24 protein-coding genes are annotated in these 24,691 nt (G+C 31.8%); 12 read left to right on the top strand and 12 right to left on the bottom strand.

Annotated elements, in window-relative coordinates:
* Window positions 1-31 precede the first annotated feature (31 nt).
* From ACP7AV_RS06515 to ACP7AV_RS06500, 4 genes are all read left to right on the top strand, one after another.
* On the top strand, window positions 32-1,111 hold the full coding sequence (locus tag ACP7AV_RS06515; RefSeq protein ID WP_426091240.1) for a glycosyltransferase family 4 protein: 1,080 nt from the start codon (window positions 32-34) through the stop codon (window positions 1,109-1,111).
* 349 nt (window positions 1,112-1,460) lie between these two features.
* Window positions 1,461-2,381 (top strand): glycosyltransferase, encoded by a 921-nt coding sequence (locus tag ACP7AV_RS06510; protein WP_426091239.1) that lies wholly within the window; start codon window positions 1,461-1,463, stop codon window positions 2,379-2,381.
* Window positions 2,382-2,420: 39 nt separating this feature from the next.
* The gene (locus ACP7AV_RS06505; protein ID WP_426091238.1) at window positions 2,421-3,542 is read left to right on the top strand and encodes a glycosyltransferase family 4 protein; all 1,122 of its coding nucleotides are present in this window, start codon (window positions 2,421-2,423) and stop codon (window positions 3,540-3,542) included.
* Window positions 3,539-4,633, top strand: a complete 1,095-nt coding sequence (locus ACP7AV_RS06500; protein ID WP_426091237.1) for a DUF1972 domain-containing protein — start codon at window positions 3,539-3,541, stop codon at window positions 4,631-4,633. The genes ACP7AV_RS06505 and ACP7AV_RS06500 overlap by 4 nt, the downstream gene beginning before the upstream one ends.
* A 341-nt stretch (window positions 4,634-4,974) precedes the next feature.
* Here the strand turns inward: ACP7AV_RS06500 and ACP7AV_RS06495 are convergent, their stop codons facing one another.
* From ACP7AV_RS06495 to ACP7AV_RS06485, 3 genes are all read right to left on the bottom strand, one after another.
* Window positions 4,975-6,228, bottom strand: a complete 1,254-nt coding sequence (locus ACP7AV_RS06495; RefSeq protein WP_426091236.1) for an RsmB/NOP family class I SAM-dependent RNA methyltransferase — start codon at window positions 6,226-6,228, stop codon at window positions 4,975-4,977.
* A 142-nt stretch (window positions 6,229-6,370) separates the two neighbouring features.
* Window positions 6,371-8,332 carry a KUP/HAK/KT family potassium transporter gene (locus tag ACP7AV_RS06490; RefSeq protein ID WP_426091235.1) on the bottom strand — a complete coding sequence of 654 codons (1,962 nt, stop codon included), beginning with the start codon at window positions 8,330-8,332 and terminating at the stop codon, window positions 6,371-6,373.
* Between the two features lie 118 nt (window positions 8,333-8,450).
* Window positions 8,451-9,893 carry a hypothetical protein gene (locus tag ACP7AV_RS06485; protein ID WP_426091234.1) on the bottom strand — a complete coding sequence of 481 codons (1,443 nt, stop codon included), beginning with the start codon at window positions 9,891-9,893 and terminating at the stop codon, window positions 8,451-8,453.
* Window positions 9,894-10,003: 110 nt separating this feature from the next.
* On the opposite strand from ACP7AV_RS06485, the gene ACP7AV_RS06480 reads away from it, so the two are divergent.
* Window positions 10,004-11,071 carry an oxidoreductase gene (locus ACP7AV_RS06480; RefSeq protein WP_426091233.1) on the top strand — a complete coding sequence of 356 codons (1,068 nt, stop codon included), beginning with the start codon at window positions 10,004-10,006 and terminating at the stop codon, window positions 11,069-11,071.
* Between the two features lie 71 nt (window positions 11,072-11,142).
* Here the strand turns inward: ACP7AV_RS06480 and ACP7AV_RS06475 are convergent, their stop codons facing one another.
* The 5 genes from ACP7AV_RS06475 to ACP7AV_RS06455 form a co-directional block, all read right to left on the bottom strand.
* Window positions 11,143-11,601 (bottom strand): sensor of ECF-type sigma factor, encoded by a 459-nt coding sequence (locus ACP7AV_RS06475; RefSeq protein ID WP_426091232.1) that lies wholly within the window; start codon window positions 11,599-11,601, stop codon window positions 11,143-11,145.
* Window positions 11,602-11,644: 43 nt separating this feature from the next.
* On the bottom strand, window positions 11,645-12,058 hold the full coding sequence (locus ACP7AV_RS06470) for a hypothetical protein (RefSeq protein WP_426091231.1): 414 nt from the start codon (window positions 12,056-12,058) through the stop codon (window positions 11,645-11,647).
* Window positions 12,059-12,089: 31 nt separating this feature from the next.
* A complete protein-coding gene (locus tag ACP7AV_RS06465) occupies window positions 12,090-12,632 on the bottom strand; it encodes an RNA polymerase sigma factor (protein WP_426091230.1) in 543 nt (180 codons plus the stop codon).
* 61 nt (window positions 12,633-12,693) lie between these two features.
* Window positions 12,694-13,815: an SRPBCC family protein gene (locus tag ACP7AV_RS06460; RefSeq protein ID WP_426091229.1), complete on the bottom strand. Its 1,122-nt coding sequence runs from the start codon at window positions 13,813-13,815 to the stop codon at window positions 12,694-12,696.
* A 282-nt stretch (window positions 13,816-14,097) separates the two neighbouring features.
* Window positions 14,098-14,286: a hypothetical protein gene (locus tag ACP7AV_RS06455; protein ID WP_426091228.1), complete on the bottom strand. Its 189-nt coding sequence runs from the start codon at window positions 14,284-14,286 to the stop codon at window positions 14,098-14,100.
* Window positions 14,287-14,367: 81 nt separating this feature from the next.
* Here ACP7AV_RS06455 and ACP7AV_RS06450 point away from each other — a divergent pair, with 81 nt between their 5' ends.
* Window positions 14,368-14,757 (top strand): hypothetical protein, encoded by a 390-nt coding sequence (locus tag ACP7AV_RS06450; protein WP_426091227.1) that lies wholly within the window; start codon window positions 14,368-14,370, stop codon window positions 14,755-14,757.
* A 98-nt stretch (window positions 14,758-14,855) separates the two neighbouring features.
* Here the strand turns inward: ACP7AV_RS06450 and ACP7AV_RS06445 are convergent, their stop codons facing one another.
* Window positions 14,856-15,923: a branched-chain amino acid aminotransferase gene (locus tag ACP7AV_RS06445; RefSeq protein ID WP_426091226.1), complete on the bottom strand. Its 1,068-nt coding sequence runs from the start codon at window positions 15,921-15,923 to the stop codon at window positions 14,856-14,858.
* A 300-nt stretch (window positions 15,924-16,223) separates the two neighbouring features.
* On the opposite strand from ACP7AV_RS06445, the gene mnmD reads away from it, so the two are divergent.
* Together mnmD and ACP7AV_RS06435 are read left to right on the top strand one after the other, a co-directional pair.
* Complete coding sequence (mnmD, locus tag ACP7AV_RS06440; RefSeq protein WP_426091225.1) at window positions 16,224-16,895, top strand: tRNA (5-methylaminomethyl-2-thiouridine)(34)-methyltransferase MnmD; 672 nt, start codon at window positions 16,224-16,226, stop codon at window positions 16,893-16,895.
* 156 nt (window positions 16,896-17,051) lie between these two features.
* A complete protein-coding gene (locus ACP7AV_RS06435; RefSeq protein ID WP_091208837.1) occupies window positions 17,052-17,249 on the top strand; it encodes a hypothetical protein in 198 nt (65 codons plus the stop codon).
* Between the two features lie 32 nt (window positions 17,250-17,281).
* Here ACP7AV_RS06435 and ACP7AV_RS06430 read toward each other — a convergent pair whose 3' ends face one another.
* A complete protein-coding gene (locus ACP7AV_RS06430) occupies window positions 17,282-18,226 on the bottom strand; it encodes a LysR substrate-binding domain-containing protein (protein ID WP_426063769.1) in 945 nt (314 codons plus the stop codon).
* 97 nt (window positions 18,227-18,323) lie between these two features.
* On the opposite strand from ACP7AV_RS06430, the gene ACP7AV_RS06425 reads away from it, so the two are divergent.
* The 4 genes from ACP7AV_RS06425 to can all read left to right on the top strand — a co-directional run bounded on the left by ACP7AV_RS06425 (window position 18,324) and on the right by can (window position 21,679).
* Complete coding sequence (locus tag ACP7AV_RS06425) at window positions 18,324-18,803, top strand: Dps family protein (RefSeq protein WP_426091224.1); 480 nt, start codon at window positions 18,324-18,326, stop codon at window positions 18,801-18,803.
* 125 nt (window positions 18,804-18,928) lie between these two features.
* Entirely contained in the window at window positions 18,929-19,198 is a 270-nt protein-coding gene (locus ACP7AV_RS06420; RefSeq protein ID WP_426091223.1) for a hypothetical protein, read from the top strand.
* Window positions 19,199-19,289: 91 nt separating this feature from the next.
* Window positions 19,290-20,933, top strand: coding sequence for a SulP family inorganic anion transporter (locus tag ACP7AV_RS06415; protein WP_426091222.1), 1,644 nt, complete (start codon window positions 19,290-19,292; stop codon window positions 20,931-20,933).
* 110 nt (window positions 20,934-21,043) lie between these two features.
* Window positions 21,044-21,679 carry a carbonate dehydratase gene (can, locus tag ACP7AV_RS06410; protein ID WP_426063765.1) on the top strand — a complete coding sequence of 212 codons (636 nt, stop codon included), beginning with the start codon at window positions 21,044-21,046 and terminating at the stop codon, window positions 21,677-21,679.
* Window positions 21,680-21,943: 264 nt separating this feature from the next.
* On the opposite strand, the gene ACP7AV_RS06405 is transcribed toward can, so the two are convergent.
* Together ACP7AV_RS06405 and ACP7AV_RS06400 are read right to left on the bottom strand one after the other, a co-directional pair.
* The gene (locus ACP7AV_RS06405) at window positions 21,944-23,527 is read right to left on the bottom strand and encodes a DHA2 family efflux MFS transporter permease subunit (RefSeq protein ID WP_426091221.1); all 1,584 of its coding nucleotides are present in this window, start codon (window positions 23,525-23,527) and stop codon (window positions 21,944-21,946) included.
* Window positions 23,528-23,605: 78 nt separating this feature from the next.
* Entirely contained in the window at window positions 23,606-24,685 is a 1,080-nt protein-coding gene (locus ACP7AV_RS06400) for an HlyD family secretion protein (RefSeq protein ID WP_426091220.1), read from the bottom strand.
* Window positions 24,686-24,691: the final 6 nt, after the last annotated feature.

The following is a 24,691-nucleotide window of genomic DNA, read 5'->3' as shown; positions in this document are numbered from 1 at the left end:
CGGAACCCATTTTAAGATGTATGAATCCTTATTGAAAGAAGTTGATGAAGTTTATTTAATTGCGCCAATAAAGTATAATTTAATAATAAAATCGCTGCTTTTAATAAACACTTTTATAAATCAGATGTTTTTTATAAAAAAATATGATAGATCGCACAGTTTGGTATTAAGTAAATTTTATGCTTCTCAAATAAAAAAAAAACTCAAAAATAAAAAAATTGATGTAATTTTTGCTCCAGTAGCATCGACGGAAATAGCTTATTTGGACACATCGATACCAATATGTTATTTGTCAGATAGCTCTTTTGGACAATTAAACAATTATTATGATTATTTTTCAAATATTTCCAATTTTTCTTGTAAAGAGGGTAATTTAATCGAAAAATACGCACTAAAAAAGTCTGTCACTCATGTTTATTCTTCCACTTGGGCGGCTGAATATGTAATTAATAATTATAAAGTTGATAAAAGTTCTGTCTTTACAGTGCAATTTGGAGCCAATCTAGATTTTACACCGCAAAAAGCAAGTTTAAACAAACAATTCGATAGTACCATAAATTTTCTTTTTTTAGGAGTAGATTGGCAAAGAAAAGGTGGAGAAATTGTAGTAGAAACATTCAATCTTTTAATTAATAGAGGATATGATATAACTTTAACAATTTGTGGTTGTATTCCTGTTTTATTTAAAAATGATGATAAAATTAAAATAGTGCCATTTCTTGATAAGAACAAAAGTGAAGAATATGATGTTTTATTAAATATTTTATACAATACACATCTTCTATTTGTTCCTACCCGTGCTGATTGCACTCCTATAGTGTTTTGCGAAGCTAATGCTTTTGGAATACCGGTTATAACTACAGATACCGGTGGAGTTAGTTCAATTATTGAAAGTGGTGTAAACGGTTATACTTTGCCGTTTACAGCTACGTCACATGATTATGCGGCTACTATTCAATCGCTTTTAGATGATCGAGTCCAATTAAGTAATTTATCTTTAAACGCCCGCAAGAAATTTGAAAATGAATTAAATTGGGACATTTGGGGACAAAAAATGAGAGAAATACTTAAAATGACAAAGCTTCCAAATTACAAGAGCGAAAGTAATTAGGAATTTAGTATTTAACTGATAATTGTATTGTTTTTAATTTATAGAATTTTCTTTTATAACTAATTAAAGCTAAAATTTTTTTATTGCTGGAGCTATGTCAAATTAATTTAATCCGTTGGTTGTAATTTTTAATAATAAATTTTAGTCAATTTAAGTAATTTTCTCCCTAACCTCCAAGAAAAAAATTGTCAATACAACAAGAAAAATTTTGTTAAAAACGGTTCTTAATAAAATTGATGTTTTGCCTCGCTCCACAAATAAAAAACTTGAACTAATGTTTTGAACAACTACACCCAACAAGTTGATTTGTGGTGCTCTAAAAACAGTTTCTAAAACAAAACACTATTTGATGAAAAAAGCAAATAAATTAACGTCTATTGATGTAATCATCTTGAATTTTGAATCATATTTAGATACTATCAATTGTGTTAAGTACCTGCAAAAACAAGAAAAAATAGAGTTAAATATTCTAATAGTTGACAATTGCTCATCCAATAAATCATATGATATATTAAAAGATATATATCTAGAAATTAAAAATATTGAAGTAATTCTTAGCGAAAAAAATGGAGGTTATGCATATGGCAATAATTTTGGTTTACATCATTTAGAAAAAAAGAACATAGATTTTATTGTAATTAGCAATAATGATATTATGATAAAAGACACATTATTATTATTCAAAATGGCTGAACAATATAAAAAATTGAATAAACCGGCTTTTATCGCTCCTTTAATGCATGATAATGGAAAGATATCAAAGATGTCAGCATGGAAAATCCCCAAATTTATAGATGATTTAAAAGGCTCACTATTCACATTAGATTTTTTGTTTCGTGATGAAGACTTCTATAGGGGGAGGCAAATCTATAACACTGACCATCTTTCAAAAATGAAGCCTGTAGATTGTTTGGCGGGCTCTTTTTTCATGGGTGTTAAAAAAGTGTTTTTTGATATGGGGTTGTTAGATGAAAATACTTTTTTGTATATGGAAGAATCTATTATAGGTATCAAAGTTAAAAGATTGGGACTTAACAATTACCTTTTGTATAACTTAAATTATAATCATTTATCCTCACAAACTATTTCAAATCATTTGAGTTTTATTAAAATGCACAAATACGCTTTCAAAAGTAAAATCTATTTTCATAAAGCATATCTTAAGTCGAGCAACTCAAAAATCTTTTTATTAAAATCTTTATTTGAAGTATGGAAAATTGAAAGTTATTTTGTCAGAAAAATAAAGATATATTTGAGTGTAAAGAAGTAACAGAATGCCGGTAGTAAATTTTTTAAAAGCAGTATATGTATGAAAAACTATAAAATTTTTGTTGATGCACATATATTTGACGGGGAATTTCAAGGTACATTGACTTACGTTAAAGAATTGTATTTAAAGATTTTATTTTTAAACCCTACTATTACCTTGTATTTTGGTGCAAATAAAATTGAAAATATTAAGGAATATTTTGGAAATCATCCTAATGTAAAATACATTCAGTATTCTTCGAGAATAAGTTTTAATAGGATTTTTATAGAAATACCTAAAATAATCAATGAATTAGGTTGCACACATGCTCATTTTCAATATGTTATTCCTTTTTTTAAAAATAGAAACTGCAAATATATCGTCACAATTCATGATATTCTTTTTAATGATTTTTTTAATGATTTTTCTTTTTTCTACCGATTACAACGCAACATATTATTTTTTTTAAGTGCTAAACGCTGTGATTATTTATTGACGGTCTCAGATTATTCCAAACAAAAAATTGCCAAACAATTCAATATTAAAGCAAATAAAATAATAATTACCCCAAATGCTGTTTCAGATGATTACTTTCATTTTAAAACCTCAAAAGATGTTTCAAAAATATACATCAATGATCGATATGCCGTCCAAAATTTTATTTTATATGTAAGCCGTATAGAACCGAGAAAAAATCAAAATTTATTAGTTACAGCTTTTGTGAAGGAAAAACTTTGGAAAAAAGGTTTTGCTCTCGTATTAATTGGAGACAATACATTGCACAGTGGACTTTTTGACAATATAAGTAGTTTAAAAAAAGAAATTAAAAAATCTATTTTCTGGTTTGAGAAAGTTAGTGATTTAGATTTGAAGAATTTTTTAAATGCAGCAGAATTTTTTGTCTATCCTTCTAAAGCTGAGGGATTTGGTATCCCTCCATTAGAAGCTGGAGCATTGTGTACACCTGTTATTTGCTCTAATACTACCGCAATGGCTGATTTTGATTTTTTTAATCCCTATTTTTTTGATCCAAATAATTACGAAGAATTCGCTAAAATCATTAATCAGATGACACAAAATATAAAAAGTATAGATTTAAGCGCAATACAATCAACTATCAAAGGGCAATACTCTTGGGAAGAAAGCGCTAGAATAATGCTTGAAAAAGTGATTTTAGTATGAGACAAAAAAAAATAGCCATTATCGGTGTTGTTGGTCTTCCTGCTAAATATGGTGGCTTTGAAACCCTTACTGAATATTTAACGAAGCACTTAACCAATTCATTTGATGTTACTGTTTATTGTAGTAGTGTTTTTTATTCTAAAAAGTTAAAAAGGTATAATAATGCCAATTTAAAATATATTCCATTAAATGCAAATGGTGTTCAAAGTATTTTGTACGATATAATTTCCATTTTTAACGCCGTATTTTATGCAGATGTACTATTAATATTGGGAGTTTCGGGTTGTATTGTTTTGCCATTTATTAAATTGATATCTAATAAATTAATTATTGTTAATATCGATGGGTTAGAGTGGAAACGTGCAAAATGGGGGAGAGTAGCTAAAATGTTTTTAAAATATTCTGAAAAAATAGCAGTAAACTATGCTGACAGTGTTGTTTCTGATAATAAAGTAATCCAAGATTATGTAAAACATGTTTATAATATCAATAGTGAGTTAATTGCATATGGTGCTAATCACACAAAGAAAGAAGCGTTAAGTGTCAAAGTTTTATCTGAATATCCTTTCTTAGCTGAAAAATACGCATTTAAAGTTTGTAGAATAGAACCCGAAAACAACATTTATTTAATATTGCATACCTTTTCACAACATCCAAGTTTAAGTATTGTTGTCATAGGGAATTGGAACAATAGTAATTATGGTAAAGAAATGAAATTAAAATTCAATAATTTTGAAAACATCCATTTATTAGACCCCATTTATGAGCAAAATATATTAAATCAAATTAGAAGTAATTGTTATGTTTATGTCCATGGTCATAGTGCAGGAGGAACTAATCCTTCATTAGTGGAAGCAATGTTTCTAGAATTGCCTATCATAACTTATGGTGTAAATTATAATGTGGAAACTACAGCTAATAAAGCCAAGTATTTTGCAAATAAAAATGAATTATTTAAAATATTATCAAATATTAATCAAGAAGAGTTAAATGTGGTTGCTAAGGATATGAAAAATGTGGCTAATAAAATTTACACTTGGGAAGCCGTTACAGCCGATTATGCTAATCTATTCCTACAAAATTCAAAATAATTTTAGTATCAGAAATCTATTTTAAGATATAAAGATTAGTTTGCAATATGTGAAAAAAATAAGAAAATTCGTATCAAAAAATCAACAAAAAAGGGGTTATCGAAAAACAGTGTTTTAGAAATCAAGAGGTTACTCGCTAAAGTTATATAATCCTAGGTCAATATTTTTAAAATAAATAAAATAGCGCCATATTTTTGAAATCAAAAAATCAAAATAAGAGCGGTAGAAAATTTTAAAATAAAAAAATAAATTAAATGTAAAAAGGATTTCGAATTAAGACAATGTTTGTAATAATAAAAAGCTGTCTTTATGGGACAGCTTCTGTACTCTTAGTAATATGTTTATATTTTAGTTTCTTCTTGCAATTGAACCTTTTTGACTTCATCTTTGCGTTCTAAAAGAGCCATGTAAAATCCATCGAAACCTGACTCCGAAGCCAAGATTTTTTGGTCTTTTATAAAATTGAAATGTTTACCAATATCTGTAGTCAAAAAACGAGCAATTTGATCTTGATTCTCGGATGGTAAAATAGAACAAGTAGCATACACTAATTTCCCTCCCGGTTTTACAATTTTAGAATAACTTTCTAAAACTTCCGATTGTACTTTACGGATGTTGTCAATGAATTCCGGTTTCAATTTCCATTTAGCGTCAGGATTTCTTTTCAAAACTCCTAAACCGCTACATGGTGCGTCAATCAAAACACGGTCTGCTTTTTCATGTAATTTTTTTATGATTTTTGTCGAGTCAATAATACGGTATTCAATATTGAAAGCACCGTCTCTTTTGGCTCTGATTTTTAATTGCTTTAATTTGCTTTCATACAGATCCATAGCGATTAACTGTCCTTTGTTTTCCATTAAAGAAGCAATGTGAAGCGTTTTCCCTCCGGCGCCAGCGCAGGTATCAACTACACGCATTCCTGGTTTTACATCAAGGAAAGCAGCAACTAATTGTGAGTTGGCATCCTGAACTTCAAAAAAACCTTGTTTGAATGCATCAGTCAAGAAAACATTAGCTCTTTCTTTCAGCACTAAAGCGTCAGGCTGACTTTTCAGCGTTTCTGTTTCAATGTTCAAATCCATCAAAATAGCACGCAACGCTTCTCTTGTTGTCTTAAGAGTATTTACCCTCAAGATTACTTTAGCTGGTTGGTTTTGAGCTGTGATTTCGGTAGTCCAAACTTTCTCGCCTAATTCTTTTACGCCTAATTCATCCATCCAGTCCGGAATAGATTCTTTTAAAGCTCTTACTTTTGAAAGTTCGTCAAAACGCCCTTTTATTTTTCGTTCTGGAGTTCCTTCCAGTTGACGCCAATCCGGAATTGGATAACCTCTTAATACTGCCCAAACAGAAAACATTCTCCAAAGATTTTCTCGGTCAAATGGCTCTTTTACTTCGGCTATTTCTGCGTATAATCTTTTCCAACGTACAATTTCGTAGATGGTTTCGGCAACAAACTTTCTGTCAGAACTTCCCCAACGTTTGTCTTTTTTTAAGGATCTTGCCACTACTTTATCCGCATATTCGCCTTCGTTAAAAATGGCATTCAAGGCGTCTATTGTTGTGTAAACTAAATTTCTGTGTAATCTCATTTTAAATAATTGAGGTGCAAAGGTACTATTAATTGATCGAATGTTATATTTTAAACAATGAATGTTATTGATTTTAATTTTTTTGCATAAAAAAACACTGCATTTAAAACAGTGTTTTTCTATATTTTAAAATGAAAAAAGTTTATTTTACCCTTGTTAATGCGATCTTCTCAGGCGCGTGAAGCACCATTGGAAACTTTTCGATTTTAACGGAACTGCTGTCTAAACCAAAGGCTCTTTCTTCGGATAAACTTAATTTTTTAATTAAGAAATAAGAGTTCATAATTATTTTTTCATGCCATCTTAAGTCACTGTCGTTAGAAAGGAACTTTTCAGACAATACAAATTTGAAATCACCGATGATGTTATTTTTGTTCAAAGATTCGTAACGGCTGGTAATATCAACTTCTCCTTTTTGGACCATATCCTTGATAACTTCCTTAAACATCAGGTTGATTTTAGTAGGTTCTCTAAAGCCTAAATTGAAGTCTACACGGTACAAATCATCTTTTACTATTTCAGTTACCTTATATTCTGTTTTGTAAGGTTCCGTTAATATATTAACATGAACAAACCAGTAAATATCAGCTCTTTTTGGTCTTTTTTGTAAAATAGAATACATTACTTTTTCTTCTATTTCATCCACTCTTCCGGCATTGGTCATGTAAACTAAATGTGTTGCATATTTTGGTATAGTTAAGTCAGTACTTAATTCACCAAGAACTTTTTTATAATCCTCAATTTTAACAATTTTAGTGTAGCTTTTATTAATTTGCTTCGCTAAATACCAAATGGTCATTATACTAATTAAAGCGATTGCTATTAAAAGCGTTACATATCCACCTTCAGCGAACTTAGTAATATTAGCTACCAAAAAACTAAATTCGATTATTAAATAAATAGTAATCAATGGTACAATGAAATATAATTTTACTCTTTTCAATATTAAATAAAAATTAAGTAAAATAGTGGTCATAATCATACACAAGATAATGGCCAGACCGTAAGCATGTTCCATATTACTGGATTCTTCAAAGTGCAAAACTATTCCAACACAACCGATAAACAACAACCAGTTGATTGATGGAATGTACAATTGGCCTTTCAATTCGGTAGGATATTTGATTTTTACTTTTGGCCAAAAATTCAATCGCATCGCTTCATTTATCAAAGTAAAAGATCCGCTAATTAATGCTTGCGACGCAATTACAGCAGCAAGTGTAGCGATTACAATTCCGATAGGTTGAAACCAGTCTGGCATTATTAGGTAAAAAGGATTTCCGTTTTCTCCACCCAAACTTTGTAATGTTTTTCCCTCGTGTTGAATTAAATAAGCTGCTTGACCAAAATAATTAAGCACTAAAGCAGTCTTTACAAAAATCCAGCTGATTCTAATATTTTTTCTGCCGCAATGTCCCATATCAGAATATAATGCTTCAGCTCCCGTTGTACAAAGAAATACAAACCCTAAAACAAAAAAGCCTTCCGGATGAATCGTCAACAAATGATAAGCATAATACGGGTTGATTGCTTTAAAAACCTCAGCATGTTGAGAAATCTGTGTAATTCCCAAAACAGCAAGCATACTAAACCAAATTAGCATCATAGGTGCAAAAAATTTACCGACTAATTTGCTTCCAAATTGCTGAATTGTAAACAACACAAATAAAATACCTATCACAATTGGGATTGTATTTATTTGTGGATAAAATGTTTTTATCCCCTCTATTGCAGACGATACTGAAATCGGGGGTGTTATAATTCCGTCAGCGAGTAAGGCACTTCCACCGATTATTGCTGGGACAATCAGCCATTTAATTTTTGTTTTTTTGACTAAAGCATATAAAGCAAAGATTCCACCCTCGCCATTGTTGTCAGCACTTAAAGTGATGATGACGTACTTTATGGTGGTCTGTAAAGTAAGTGTCCAAAAAACTGCTGAAACGCCTCCTAAAACAATATCTGCATTAATGATATGATCCCCAAGTATAGCTTTCATTACGTATAAAGGCGAAGTTCCGATATCGCCATAAATTATTCCCAATGAAATTAATAAACCTCCTAATGTCAATTTGCTATGCAAGTCCTTGTGCGCTGTGCTCATGTATAATTTTTAAAAAACTGGTTCAAATTTACACTTTTATAATAAATTAGCGCTTTTTATTTCATAAAAAAAACACGGCTAAATGAGCCGTGTTTTTTTACTTTTCTGATACCGTTTTTTAAAATCTTCCGTTGTCATTTCTGGAAGAACTGCCTCTGCTTTGCGATTCTCTTCTTTGTGATTCTCCTCTTTGTGGTTCAGCTTGACTAGAAGGATTGCTTCTGCCTTGTGATTCTCCTCTTTGAGAATTTCCTCTTTCTGGCGATGCCTGACCAGAAGAACTGGTTCTGCTTTGAGAATAATCTCTTTGAGAATTACCTCTTTGTGGTTCAGCTTGACTAGAACGATTGATTCTGCCTTGTGATTCTCCTCTTTCCGAATTTCCTCTCTCTGGCGATGTCTGAGTAGAAGGACTGGTTCTGTTTTGAGAATACCCTCTCTGAGAATTTCCTCTTTGTGGCGTTCCCTGAGTAGAAGAATTAGTTCTGTTTTGAGAATACTCTCTTTGAGAATTTCTTCTTTCTGGCGATGCCTGAGTAGAAGGATTGGTTCTGTTTTGAGAATACTCTCTTTGAGAATTTCCTCTTTCTGGCGATGCCTGAGTAGAAGGATTGGTTCTGTTTTGTGAATACTTTCTTTGAGAATTTCCTCTTTCTGGCGATTCCTGAATAGAAGGATTGGTTCTGTTTTGAGAATAATCCCTGGACGAACCTGACCTTTGTGCTGAAACTCCACCTCTTGTAGTGTTCATTCTGTTTTGCGAATTGTCTCTTTGAGTTTCAGTTCTTCTGTTTGAGTAACCAACTTCATTTCTAGAAGCTCTTCTCTGATCTAATTCATAACGGTTTGTTACATTAACATTTCTTCTTGAAAACGAATAATTCGGATTTTGTCTTTCGTAACCATTTGAACGTCTTGAATTGTGTAAAACTACAGCACGATTACTTCTTCTGTTGTTAACATAATTATAATTGTTATTGATGTTCAGACTAATGTTAATATTATTTCTATAACGGAATACAGGAAATGGATTCCATGCATAATAATAGGAAGGATAATATCCCCAATTCCAAGTAGAGTAATAAGGATGATAATTAGGTGACCAGAATGAAGCATATATTAAAGGAGTGGTATAATAGTCGGGCTCATAAATATAATTTTCACCATACATGAAAACATCTCCAACCACTTGAACGTGAATTTTATTGTTTCTGTCTTTTTCAACATCAATTGTAGCAACATCTTGGTAAAAATCATCATCAAGGACAGATTGAATAATGATTAAATGCGTTCTATTTTCGACGGTTTCAATAACCCGTAAATAGTCAACTTGATTGTCGTCGTTTAAATCTAAATTTGATATTTGAAGTTCAGGATCATTTAGGCGTCTTTCAAAATCCTGTAAGTCTTTAGAATCCCCAAAAATAGAAGCAACAGCTCTTAGATCAAGATTATCGCTGATTTCGGCATTCATTGCATTTACTGATGTTCTATCTTGCGCTTGTGTTTGTGTTGCGAAAACAGAGGTCAATAGACTCAATAATAGTAATTTCGTTTTCATAATTAAATGGATTAAGTTTTCCCTTTTTTTTCAAGATCCAATTATTATGCCAATTAATTTTAGTCTCTATTTGTGTTTTGATTATTAATTGTAAATTAGCCCGAAAATGTATGAAAATTAAAAATATTTTTTTAATTATAGTGGTTGTAATTGTTCTGGTGTCTTGTAAAACAGCTGATTATAAATTAGTGAATTTAAATAGAATTAGTTTTCAATCTGTTGTAATTGATACGATTTTTCAAGATAAAATAAGTATTAGAGCGATTCTAATTGATAAAAATAAAATTTGGTATGCTGCAGATAAAGGAAGATATGGTTTTTACAATTTAAATACCGGTCAAAAATTGGAGAACACCATTATCAAGGATTCTTTAAAACTTGAATTCAGAAGTATTGCCCAAACAGCGCAGCATATATTTATTTTAAATGTTGCAAATCCGGCGTTGTTACACCGAATTTCAAAAGATGGAAAAGAAACAAAAATAGTGTACCAAGAAAATCATGAGAAAGTTTTTTATGACAGTATGCAGTTTTGGGATGATAAAGATGGTATTGCCATGGGAGATCCAATCGCTGGCTGTCTGAACATCATTACGACCCGTGACGGAGGAAATTCATGGAATAAAATTCCGTGTGATAAATTACCAAAAGTGATGGATGGCGAAGCCGCTTTTGCCGCAAGTAATACTAATATTGTCATTAGAGAAAATAATACATGGATTGTTTCCGGTGGAAAAAAATCGAGGGTTTTTTATTCTTCCAATAGAGGAAATAACTGGACTGTTTATAATTCTCCTATTGTGCAAGGCAAAACGATGACCGGAATTTTTACGGCTGATTTTTATGATGCAGATAACGGATTTGTAGCCGGAGGTGATTACGAAAACAGAAATCAGAACTTCTCCAATAAAGCCATTACAGCAGATGGTGGAAAAACATGGACGCTTACAGCTGAAAATCAAGGTTTCGGATATGCTTCGTGCGTACAATATGTTCCTAAAAGTAACGGTAAAGGTCTTGTTGCTGTTGGTTTTTCAGGAATTTATTATTCTTCTGACAGCGGCGTTTCATGGAAACAATTGTCAACCGATTCAACTCTGAACACAATTCGTTTTACAGATGAAAAAACCGCTATCGCAGCGGGACAAAATAAAATGATTCGGATTAATTTTAAGTAAAGAAAAACCTAAGTTCCCAAATAACATGGTATTTGCGGTATTTTTTTTAAACTGAGAAAATAAAAAAGCGATTATTTCTTCTGGCCTTTATTGCGGTATTGATGTAATAATTTTCTATTGAAATCTTCCTCTGCTTTTCGGAGTTTAATAATTTTTACTGAAGGCAGTATTTTTCTCAAATTTTGAGTGAATTTTTTTCGAAGTAAAAATAATTCCTCTTCTGTATCTTCCATTTGAACTAAAAAATTATTAGCTTCTTTTTCGGTTATTTTATCTAATGAACCGTCACTCATTCTTTTCATAAAAGCTCTCATTTTTTGATGTCTTAATTCAAATTGTTTATCATCAAAAGTGTTGTAAAGAGGCCAGAATTTCTCTGCTTCATTTGTTGTTAAGTCTAGTTCTGTCGTAAAAAAAGCGACCTTTAACGTTTTTATTTTCTCTTTTTTTTCTTGCATACTTTCACCTTGAGCGTAAAAGCTGACTGAAACAAACAGCAATAATAGGGGTAATAATTTTCTAAAGTTCATTTTATGTTTTTTTTTAAATTTTAGCTTAAAGGATATTTGTTATTTATTCTAAAATTAGATTTTCCAAATTTGAATTGGCTGATAAAACGTCCTCTATAGCTTCATCTTCTAAAACAATACTTGTATTCATGTTATTAATATCCTCGGTTTCCAAAACACGTATCAAGTCATATTGGTTCACGTTCGATTGATAATTAATGTAATTTTCCAGTGCAATTCTATCCAATGCTTGAGAACTGGCGGTTGAATAATTTAAATATGGAATCATCAAGGCAATTACTAAAACTGCTGCAACCATCAGTAATATATTTTTTCTTTTTTGAAAAATGGAAATTACTTTTGGTTCACTCGCAGGTAATTGTTCCATCATTTTGACCGAAAAATTTTCAAAATAATCATCCGGTGTTTTAAATCCGGTTTCAATTTTAGGCTCGTTTTCTAATTTAAATGCTTTCATATTTTTTTAGACATGATTATTGCAAAAAGGTTTAATTGGTCGATACATAAGTTTCTATTTTTTTTACTGCTATGTGATAGGATGCTTTTAATCCTCCCACTGAAGTTCCCAAAATTTCCGAAATTGCTTCGTACTTGAGTTCTTCAAAATATTTCATTTTAAAAATCAGCTGTTGTTTTTCTGGCAACAATGCAATCGCTTTTTGTAATTTTAGTTGAATTTCATTACCATCAAAAAAGACATCGGCTTCCAGATTGTCGAGCGTTTTGTTTTGCAATATTTCAGATGAAATGCTACTTAATTTTGATTTTTGTTTTAGAAAAGTTAAGGCTTCATTGGTCGCAATACGGTACATCCATGAAAAGAGTTTGCTTTCTCCTTTAAAATTTTTCAAATGTTGAAATATTTTAATAAAAGTATTTTGCAGAACATCATCAGTATCGTCGTGGTTCAAAACGATGTTACGAACGTGATTGTAAAGAGGTCTTTGATAATCCGATATCAAACGCTGAAACGCTTGGTTTTGCGTTTTAGGGTTTAACAATCGTTTTATAAATTCCTGTTCTTCTAGCAAAATTTGTATTTTAAGGTTAGAATGGAATTTATTAAAAAGGTTTAATCGTCGTAATACAATTTTAAAATTCGGATTGCTCTTCTTCTTTAATGATGGCCGGTTCCGGTGTTTTTACTGCTTCCACTTTCTTGATGACAGGTGTTACATAAGAATTGACAGGAATTGCTTTTGGTGTAATAGGGTAGTAAATTTCAGTGACCCATTTTGAAGGATTCTTAATTTGGGACCGGCTTTTTGTGAAAATTTCTAAATGTGAAAACACAGGATCTACCGGAATTCTATTAGCGTTTATGTATTCTTTGGTTTTATCCAATGCTTTTCTACTATGGGAATAATCACCTGTCAAAGTTGTTTTGACTGCATCAAAAGGTTCTAACTTATCCGCTAAAATATCACTTCCCGAACTCGTTAATATTTGACTTTTTATTGGTACACAAAAGGATAATTTGGTCAATCCGTTCGCTAAATCATAAGTGTGATAAAGTATAAACGGTTTGCCATTTAATTCAATATTATTTTGTTTGCAGAATGTGATGATTTTATAAAATACGACTCTGGAATTTTTAGTAACACTAGAAATTTTACTGGTAAAGGTTTGTTTTAAGTAAAAAGTACCGGCTTTTTTTACTAATCCATTCACTTTTACAGTGTGTGTATTTAATTCAAAATCAAGAGTTTTGTCAAGACTAGCCAAGCTTTTTTCATATATTTTGCCAATGATATTGTCAATTCCACCATTGAATGCAGTGTAGACTTTCATAGAAAAACTCATTTTTCCTATGGTTTTCCAAGTAACTTTTGTGCCCCCAACCGTATCTTTAAATTTCCAAAAAACCAAAGATTCCGTACCGCCAAAATTCATTTTTTGAGATATACTATCGTTTTCTTTAACAAAAAGAGTTTTTATATTTCCTGTTCCATCTTTTCCCTCCCATGAATACGATGCTCCAGGTCCGATTGTTACAGTAGAGTAATTTATTTTCATTTGCGGATCTTCTGTAATCCAAGAACCAAAATCTTCCCAGTTTCTGAAATCATTAACAAAACTAAACACATTGCATTTTGGAGAATTTATGATTTGACTTCTTTCTACAGTAAAATCTCCTTTTTGAGTGGCCACAAAAATGGATAAAGCCACAAAACTAAGTAGCAGTAAAAGAAATAAATATTTTAAAATCCTCATAATACACAGGTTTATTAATTTTTGTAAAGTTAAAGATTTAATTTACAAGTAGCAGAAAGTGTTAAATAAATATAATGTCATTTTTACATCAAAAATCGTAGTCAAAAAAGTTAATTTTCTAAAATGAATCTTAGTGGTCAAACGAAATGAGTAGAACTAATATTTAAAACTGTAATCTAGCTTTATAAAGCAGAAGTAAGGAATTTGATTTGGAATGATAAAATAGTACGGAAATAAAAAAGTCCACTGAAGAGTGGACATCATTACTTTATTTTAAAAAAATTAACGTTTGAAAAACACTTTTATTAAAAATAAAATTCCAATAAAAATTCCAAATCCTATCAGAATTTTGTAATTTCCTTTATAAAACTCTTGATGTATTTTTATATCTTTCCGGTAAGAATAAATTGCAGCAATAATAAATGCAATAAAAAATAAGCCTGCAAACACTAATTGACCTTGACTAAACATAGTTTAAATTATTTTAGGCAAATTTAGTTAATAGTTTAGAAATAGTTGCTAATTTGCCTTTTCATTTAATAAAATAAAAAGATGCAAAAACAGATAAACTCAGTTAAAGAATTTCACACAGCTTTTAAAATAGGCCACAGTGAAGTTCCCACCGCTAATTTAGGAGAAAGTAAACATGAACTCCGCTATAATTTAATGAAAGAGGAAAACGAAGAGTATCTTGAAGCAGTCAAAAACAATGATTTAATAGAAATTGTGGATGCATTGGGTGACATGATGTACATTCTATGCGGAACTATTATCGAACATGGTTTACAACATAAAATAGAGGCCGTTTTCGACGAAATCCAACGGAGTAATATGAGTAAATTAGATGAAGAAGGAAAGCCTATATATCGGGAAGATGGAAAAGTATTGAAAGGTCCAAATTATTTTAAACCAGATTTTTCTAAAATATTTGAGAATACTTAATTAGCGTCCTGGCAAACTAAATTCAGCCAAAATAATAGAAAACAAAAAAGCGATTTTCAGAGTGAAAATCGCTTTTTTAAAATTATAAAATGTTGAATTTATACTTTAACAGTCCACCCAAAAGTATCTTCTTCCAGTTTATTTTGGATATTAGTCAACTTATCTTTTAATTGTATTGCCACAGTTTTTTCGATTTTTGGCAATTCATAATAAACATCCTGATAAGAGAATCCAGAAATTGGACTAACGACAGCTGCTGTTCCAGCGCCAAAAATCTCTTTTAAAGTTCCGTTTTTTGAAGCTTCAACAAGTTCAGAAACCAATACGGGACGAACCTCTACATCAATACCTTCACTTTTAGCCAAATCGATTAGTGTTTTTCGGGTTACACCATCAAGAATTCTTTCACTGACCGGAGCTGTTAGTAATGTGTCATTTATTCGAAAGAAAACATTCATCGTTCCTGCTTCTTCCAGTTTAGTATGCGTTGCATCATCGGTCCAAATTACTTGTTGGAAACCTTCCTTATTCGCTAACTCGGTAGGGTAGAACTGTGCAGCGTAATTTCCGGCAGCTTTAGCAGCCCCAATTCCTCCATTGGCAGCTCTACTGAAATGTTCAGCTATCAATACTTTTACATCGCCTGAATAATAAGAAGATACAGGAGATAAAATAATCATGAATTTATAAGCATTTGATGGATTTGCAATTACACCAGTTCCAGTTGCAATCATAAACGGTCTGATATACATGGCGTTTCCTTTTCCTTTTTTAATCCAGGCTTTGTCTAATTGTAACAATTGCTTTAGACCATTCATGAAAATTTCCTCTGGAACTTCCGGCATAGCCATTCTCACTGCTGATTTATTAAAACGTTTGTAATTTTCATCAGGTCTAAAAAGCCAAATAGCATCAGTGCTGTCTCTGTAGGCTTTCATCCCTTCAAAAATAGCTTGGCCATAATGAAAAACTCTTGTTGATGGGTCTAACAAAAAAGGGGCATAAGGCTTAATAACTGGCTCTTGCCATTCCCCGTTTTTAAAATCACATTCAAATAAATGATCCGTAAAAACGGAACCAAAGTTTAAGTTGTCAAAATCTACCTCTTTTATTTTTGAAGTAGAAGATTTTATAATTTCAATTTTGTTAGTTTGAGTTGTACTCATAGTAATGTATTGTTTTTTAATTTTTTTAAAATGATGAGTTAAAACTTAAAAGAATCTGGTTTTCACAAATTGGCATTTAATTTTTGCAAAATTAAATAAAAATCAGCAAATTACTTATCAAAACAATATTAATTATAGTCTTTGACTAAGATTTATTTACGTTTTAAAAAATTAGAAATAAATAAGTTTAATTCTCTCGATTACATAATAAATTGTGCTTTTTCAGCAGTAAGCGTAATAGTTTTTATTAATTTTGACAAGTATTAGAATTTTAAATCAATACAAATAAAGCGTATAATTTTGAAAAGAGAAATAATCCAGACACTCGATGGTTCAACAACCATACATATATCAGAATGGGACGAATGTTATCATTCTAAACACGGAGCCATTCAGGAAGCAAGACATGTTTTTATAAAAAATGGTCTTTCCTTATTTCAAAACCAGAAAGTTGCTATTTTGGAAATAGGATTTGGCACTGGTTTAAATGCTTTTATTACACTTTTGGAGGCTAAAAAAATGCAGCAAACTATCGATTATGTTGGAGTAGAAGCCTATCCAATTTCAGCTGATGAAGTTTTGAAGATGAATTATGTGACCGAATTAGAGGCAACTCAGCAAAGTGCGATTTTCGATATGATGCATGAAAGCAATTGGGAAAAAAAAATTGTTTTGAATGATGATTTTACATTGACTAAAAGGAAACAATTCTTTGAAGAAATTAACGAAGAAAATAAATTTGATTTGATTTATTTCGATGCTTTTGGATACAGAGTGCAACCTGAACTATGGAGTACGGCAATTTTTGAAAAAATGTTTAAAGCGCTTAAACAAAATGGAGTTCTGGTTACTTACGCTGCCAGAGGTGTTGTTAAAAGGAGCATGATCGAAGTCGGTTTTACTGTTGAGAAGCTTGCAGGGCCCCCTGGAAAAAGGGAAATGTTTCGAGCCCTGAAAAACGAACTTAAATAGTTAAAGTGTTTGTTTTCAATTATTTATTTTTCTCTGAATTTTTCTTCATCTAAAATAAAAAACTAAAAACTTCGTTAAATAATAATAGTGTGATTAAAATTACTGTATTTTTACGAAGCTTTATTAAAAAAATCTAACTTAAAATCTTCATTTATTATGTCGAAAATCATGTATGATTATACAAAATCTGTCTTAGAAAGAGTAAGTTTTGATCCGTTGCTTTTTTGCAAAGAGTTAGAAAAAGCCATCAAAATGTTGTTGCCTTATGAAATGGAACAACTACGAGAATGGTTATTGAGTTATACCATAGGAAAACCAGAGTTGAAACAATGTTTACTTATAGTAAATTCATAAAGGAAAGGAACCGCAAAAAACGGTTCCTTTTTTTATTTTTTATGTATCGAACTTATAATTTGAACGTTCTGAAAAACAATAGCGCCTTTTATGACGCCGGCAATTGTGCTCCTAAGGGCTTCAATTATCTGGATTTTCAATTCGCTTTTTGGGTATATAAGGCTTACTTCTCTGGCCGGTTTTGGTTCCTTAAAATGTCGTAATTTTAATTTGTCAGTTTCTTTTAAATCCAAGGTGTGTAAATAGGGGAGCAATGTTGTTCCTAAACCCTCGTCGGCTAATTTTATCAGCGTTTCAAAACTGCCACTTTCTATTTGAAAATGACTCGTTTCACTTTTACCAGTGTTGTTTTTACACAAATTCAATATTCCGTCACGAAAACAATGTCCGTCTTGTAACAACAGGATTTCATCTAGGTTTAGATCTGAAACTTCTATTTCCTCCTTTTGAAAATGATGATGACTTTCCGGAATGTAAGCTACAAATGGTTCAAAATATAATACAATTTCTTTAATTTTCTCTTCCAGTAAAGGAGTCGCGGCTATCGCTGCGTCAAGATGACCATTTTTTAGTTTTGTTATTATTTCGTCCGTATTGAGCTCCTCGATGATGAGCTTTACTTTTGGGTATTTTTTTATAAAATTATTCAAAAACATCGGCAAGAGCGTAGGCATAATCGTTGGAATTATTCCCAATCTGAATTCACCCCCAATAAATCCTTTCTGTTGCTCCACTATATCTTGGATACGATCGGCTTCATTGACAATATTTTTGGCTTGATTGACTATTTTTTGACCAATATCAGTTAGTTGAATCGGTTTTTTGGTTCTGTCAAATATTTGAATACTTAATTCCTCTTCAATTTTCTGAATTTGCATGCTTAATGTTGGTTGCGTTACAAAACATTTCTCAGCAGCAAGTGTGAAATTTTTGTGTTCGGCCACAGCCAAAACATATTTTAATTGAGTAATTGTCATCTTTTATAATAATATCTGATGCAAATATAAAAACAATCAATTTGACTTATAGTGTAAAGTTGCTTTTTCTTACCTACGTTTGTATAAAATAAAAATAATGAAAACAAATATTTTAGGATTACCCGTAAAAGAATCAGAATTGATAGTAAATGAATTAAATATTCTGTTGTCAAATTTTCAAGTTTATTATCAAAATTTAAGAGGAATTCATTGGAATATTAGAGGAAAACGTTTTTTTGATTTGCATGTAAAATTCGAAGAATTATACACTGATTCCCAAATTAAGATTGATTTGATTGCCGAAAGGGTTCTTACAGTTGGCGGGACACCGCTTCATACTTTTGAAGATTATATAAATAATAATCAATTAGTTGTAGGTAAAAATATTTCTAACGATGAAAAAGCAGTTCATTTGATTGTTACTTCCTTGTCCCATTTATTAAAAATAGAAAGAGAAATTTTAAAAAAATCCGGTGAGATTAATGATGAAGGAACAAATTCGATGATGAGTGATTTTATTTCTGAACAAGAAAAAACAATTTGGATGATGCAGGCGTGGCTAGAAGAAAGTTTGTAATAAATTGAAAACCAGATGAAATCAATTGATTTTTTACTGGTTTTTTTTTAATGTTAATTTTTTTAAAATTTAGGATATTGGATGTTTTTTTTATGAACTATTATTCTATTTTTGCTACAATGAAAATGATATCTAAAATATTCTTAATCATATTTATTGCGTTTCTTGTTACACCAACAATAGTTACTGTGATTGAGAAAAGCGCTGATATTTCAATTTTCTACACTGTCTCTGAAGAAGAACATGCTCAGAAGGAAATCAAGACATTTTTTTATTTGGATAATTTTTCAGATGTAATCCTTCCCGCAAAATTAACTTCAAGCGCCATTTTATCTGAGAATTTATCTAAACACGATAATATAACGGCTTCCATATTTATTCCTCCGCCCAACTAAGTTTAATGCACAATTTTTGATTATATTTTTTTAATCAATTTTCACATGTAGCATGTGAACAACTGTTTTTATTCACTTTTAGTTAGGTATTATGACAAAAAAAATTAACCTTTTTGCTAACCTTAAATCCGATTTTGCGTCTGGTTTAGTGGTTTTTTTGGTTGCGCTACCGTTATGTTTAGGTATTGCAATGGCTTCGGGTGCTCCTTTATTTTCAGGAATTATTTCAGGAATTATAGGAGGGATAGTAGTGGGTTATTTAAGTACTTCTCACATAAGCGTTTCTGGACCGGCCGCCGGACTTACGGCAATTGTTCTAACAGCAATTACGGATTTAGGGGCATTTGATATTTTCTTGACAGCAGTCTTTTTTGCAGGTCTGATACAATTGATACTTGGATTTGCGAAAGCCGGAAGTATTTCTAATTATTTCCCAACGAATGTTATCGAAGGAATGCTGGCGGGTATTGGAATTATAATTATTCTGAAACAATTGCCGCACGCATTTGGATATGACAGTGATTTTGAGGGAGATCAAGCCTTTTCGCAAACGGATGGCAGTAATACTTTTTCAGCGTTGTTTAATATTTTTGATTACCTCCAAATAGGTTCTATAGTTATTACGTTAGTTTCTATGGCAATCATAATTTCTTGGGATAATTTTCCATTTTTTAAAAAACTAAAATTAGTTCCGGGAGCATTAATTGCCGTAACTGTTGCTGTTATTTTGAATGAAATATTCATTAGCAACGGGAGTGCATTGGCAATAGAGAAAGAACATTTAGTTTCTTTACCGGTTCCATCGTCATTCGAAGAATTTAAATCAATTATCGTCACACCTAATTTATCTGGAATTATGAATCCAAAGGTTTGGGTAGTAGCATTTACGATTGCTATTGTAGCTTCGATTGAGACACTTTTGAGTATTGAAGCATCAGACAGGATGGATGTGCAAAAAAGATATACTGACACCGATAAAGAATTAAAAGCGCAAGGAATTGGTAATATGGTGAGTTCTTTACTAGGCGGTTTACCATTGACTTCTGTAATTGTTCGTTCTTCGGCAAACAATAATTCTGGGGCAAAGTCTAAGATGTCAACCATTATTCACGGATCATTATTGTTAATTAGTGTACTTGCTATTCCGGTAGTTCTTAATAAAATTCCATTAGCAACTTTAGCAGCCATCTTGATTTTAGTGGGATATAAGCTGGCTAAACCTGCTAGATTTATACATTTTTGGGAAAAAGGAAAATATCAGTTTGTTCCTTTTATTGCTACATTATTAGCAGTTGTATTTTTGGATTTGTTGAAAGGAGTAGCTTTGGGAATCATCATCAGTGTTATTTTTGTTTTAAAAGGGAATCTTAAAAGAGCTTATTATTTTAGAAAAGAGGAATATGAAGATGGAGATGTAATTCATATCGATTTAGCTCAAGAAGTTTCTTTCTTAAACAAAGCAGCCATCAAACAAACATTAAGTCAAATACCGGAAAATTCTAAGGTTATCATTGATGCAAAAGATACGGTTTATATTGCGCATGATATTTTGGATTTGATCCATGAGTTTAAAACTACCAGAGCTGTAGACAATAACATTAAAGTTAAATTAAAAGGATTTAAAAAAGCATATCAGTTGGAAAACAGCACGGATATACAAAAATACGTTACTATTGAGCATTATTACGATGCCGCAAAACGAGTTATGGTAAAAAAAGAAATGACAGAGGAATAATTTTTTTAAAAATAAAGCGAAAAATAATTAGGGATTTAAATTCAAAAAAATGTTTCTTTACACCTAATGACAAAAAATATACGTTTGTATAATTATTAATAAAAAAAATTATGAGCGATTTTTATAAAAAAATATTGGAGAATAATAAAAAATGGGTTGAAACTTCGTTAGCAAGCGATCCAAATTATTTTCAAGATCTTGCTAAAGGTCAAACACCACCATTGTTATGGATTGGTTGTTCGGATAGTCGCGTTCCTGCAAATGAAATCGTAGGTGCAAAACCGGGCGAAGTTTTTGTACACAGAAACATCGCTAACATGGTCGTTCACTCTGATATGAATATGTTGAGTGTATTGGATTACGCAGTAAACGTTTTGAAAGTCAAACACGTTTTAGTTTGCGGACATTACGGTTGCGGGGGTGTAAAAGCAGCAATGGGAAATGATTCTATCGGGATCATTGATAACTGGATTCGCCACATTAAAGACGTGTATCGTTTGCATAATACGTACTTGGATTCTATTCTGGACGAAACAGAACGTTTTAACACTTTCGTAGAATTGAACGTAAAAGAACAGGTTTTTGACCTTGCTAAAACATCAATTGTTCAGGCAGCTTGGAGAAATGGTCAAGATTTGACGTTACACGGATGGGCTTACGGATTAAACTCCGGTTTTGTTACCGATTTAGAGGTTAACATCAGTTCTGAAAAAGATTTGGATGAAGTTTACCAGTTGAAATTTTAAGTAGCGAATTAGATTCCAAAAGCGGATCAAGACAGTACATAAAATCTTATACAATTTTATAATTAATTGAAATAATGATGAGCTCGATATTGTGTCGGGCTCATTCTTTTTAGATTTAGTTTAATTCTATCTGCTATCGTATTTTAAAAATGATTGCAATTATTTACGTAGTGATAAGTATTTTTTATAAACATTACGATAATATCTAAAACTTCGATGTAAGAATGCATCAAATGCTGTTTATCTTTCAGGTATATTTCAATATTAATGCATGGCATCGGCAGGATTGATTTTGTTTTTTCCTTTTTTTAGCAAAAGTATAAAAGGAATACACAACAAAAATAATGCGCCTAAGTACAAAAAGATGTCCATATAAGATAATACGGAACTTTGAACCATTACTTTATATTCAATGGCTTTGTAGGCTTTTGCCAAAGCTTCATTTTCTGAATAGCCTTTGGACATAAATCCCATTTTTAGTTGTTGCACTATTTTTTGTACTTCATAAGAAGTTGAATTCAGATGCGAAATAAGATTCACGCGGTGTTCCTGATTGAATCTGGCAATAAAAGTGGTGATAATAGCAATTCCGAAAGAACCTCCCAATTGTCGCATCATTCCTGTAAAAGCGGCTCCTTCGCCAATGCTTTTTCCTTTTAAAGTGGACAAGGAAAGTGTAGAAATAGGAACAAATAATAATCCCAATCCAATTCCTCTTAATATCAGTGGCCAGTACAGATGTTCTGCACCAGAATCTGGTGTGATTACCTGTTGCATCCAATACGTAAAAAAGAAAAATAACAAGAATCCTGCTGCCACCATATACGTTTGCGGTATGCCACGCTGAATCATTTTACCAATAAAAGGCATCATAATTCCGGTAGTTATGGAACTTGGAATCAACAGTAAACCGGCATCTAAAGCACTCCAGCCCAATACGGATTGTGTGTAAATAGGGATGATAAAAGTAGAGCCATATAATCCGAAACCTAGAATAAAACACATTATGGTTCCTACTCTCAGGTTGGTGTCTTTCAAAACTCTTAAATTTACTATGGGATGTTGATAGGTAAGTTCTCTCCAAATAAAAAGCACTAAACCAAAAATAGAAACAACAGTTAACAATACAATTATATTATTATTGAACCAATCGTCTTGCTGACCATGTTCCAGAACGTATTGTAAGGAGCCAATAAAAGCGGTTAATAGAACGATTCCCCACCAATCGACTTGACTGGCTTTAAGTTTATCTCCATATTTAGGGCTTTTTACAAAAGACAAAGTCAGTAATGTCGCGATAATCCCGATAGGAATGTTGATGTAAAAAATATAAGGCCATGAAAAATGATCCACAATATAACCTCCCAAAGGCGGACCAAGCGTTGGTCCTACAATAACTCCCATTCCGTAAATAGCTTGCGCCATTCCTCTTTTGGCAACAGGATAACTCTCGGTAATTATGGTTTGTGCTGTCACTAATAAAGCGCCACCACCCAATCCTTGAATAAATCTAAAAGTGACTAATTCCCAAATATTATTGGCGTTACCACATAGAAAGGAAGCAACCGTAAATATAATTATGGAAACCGCAAAATAATTCCTACGCCCAAATTGTTGTGATAACCAACTGGTCATAGGAATAACAATTACATTCGCAATGGCATAAGCGGTAATTACCCAAGCCACATCAGTAAGTGACGCACCAAGGCTGCCTCGCATATTGTTCAATGCCACATTTACAATTGTAGTATCTACAATTTCAAGCATAGCACAAAGAACGGCTGTAATGGTAATGATGACTCTTCTAAAGCCATATTCTACTAAATCGTCTTCTCCCGTTTGAACCATTTTATACTAAAGTGTAAACTATCATTTTCTTAAAGCTAGTGCAGTTTTTGACATTTTAGAACCTGCCAAAGTTTTGATTTATTTTAAATGTACGTCGACATCCACATTCATTCCCGCGCGAAGTAATTTTATTTTTTCAGGATCGTTTGTTGTGCTTAAACTTATTTTAACCGGTAATCTCTGAATTGTTTTTACAAAGTTTCCTGTAGCATTATCAGGAGGAAGTAATGAAAAACGAGAACCTGTAGCAGGAGAAAACGAAGTAATTGAACCTTTAAAATCATAACCCGGATACGCATCTACTTTTATGGTAACTTTTTGTCCGATTACCATTTTGTTCAATTGCGTTTCTTTAAAATTAGCAATTACCCATGCCTCCTTGTTATTGATGATGTAAAATAAAGATTGTCCCGGTTGTACTAATTGTCCCGGTTGAATGTCGATTTTTGAAACCTGACCATCAATTGCAGCAGTTACAGCAGTGTAACTTAAATTTAATTTTGCGGCATCTAATATTGCTTGAGCTCTTTTGATATTGGCAGCAGCCACTTCCGTTTGTTTGTCTGAAACTTTCGATTTAGCTACAATAACTGATTTTTGAAAAGCAGTTGCTCGCTGTTGTTGTTGTAAAACACGTACTTGGCTTTCCGCTTCAAGTTTTGCGGCTAAAGATTGCTCATATTGTTGTTTTGTAATCGAATGGCTTTTGAATAAATTCTCATATCGGTTGTAATCACTCGTAATGCGGCCCAATCTTATTTTTGCCGATTCGATATTTCCGCCCGCTGATTGCACATTGGCATCAGAAACTGAAATGTTAGCCAAAGCACTTCCAATATCCGCTTTAGAAACTTCAAAACTGCCTTCAGCACCAACCATTGCAGCATTTGCTTCTTCAATTTTTAACTGATAATCTCTTTTGTCAATTGTAAAAAGCGTGTCGCCTTTCTTTACAAAATCATTGTCTTTGATATATACTTTATCCACATATCCCGAAACTCTAGGAATTATAGGATTCATGTTTTTTTCAATTTGCGCATCGTCTGTTTCTTCATGAGCCAAGGAATGCCTATATTTATAAGTTCCGTAAGTACCACCTAACACTACCAAGGCCACTAGGATAATAATAAATTTTGAATTCTTTTTTTTCTTTTGCATGGTAGT

The sequence above is a fragment of the Flavobacterium sp. DSR3-2 genome (genome assembly GCF_049896525.1).
In the GTDB taxonomy this organism is placed as follows: Bacteria; Bacteroidota; Bacteroidia; order Flavobacteriales; family Flavobacteriaceae; genus Flavobacterium.
The sequence above is the reverse complement of the archived record's forward strand: the minus strand, read 5'-3'. Positions and strand labels throughout refer to the sequence as shown.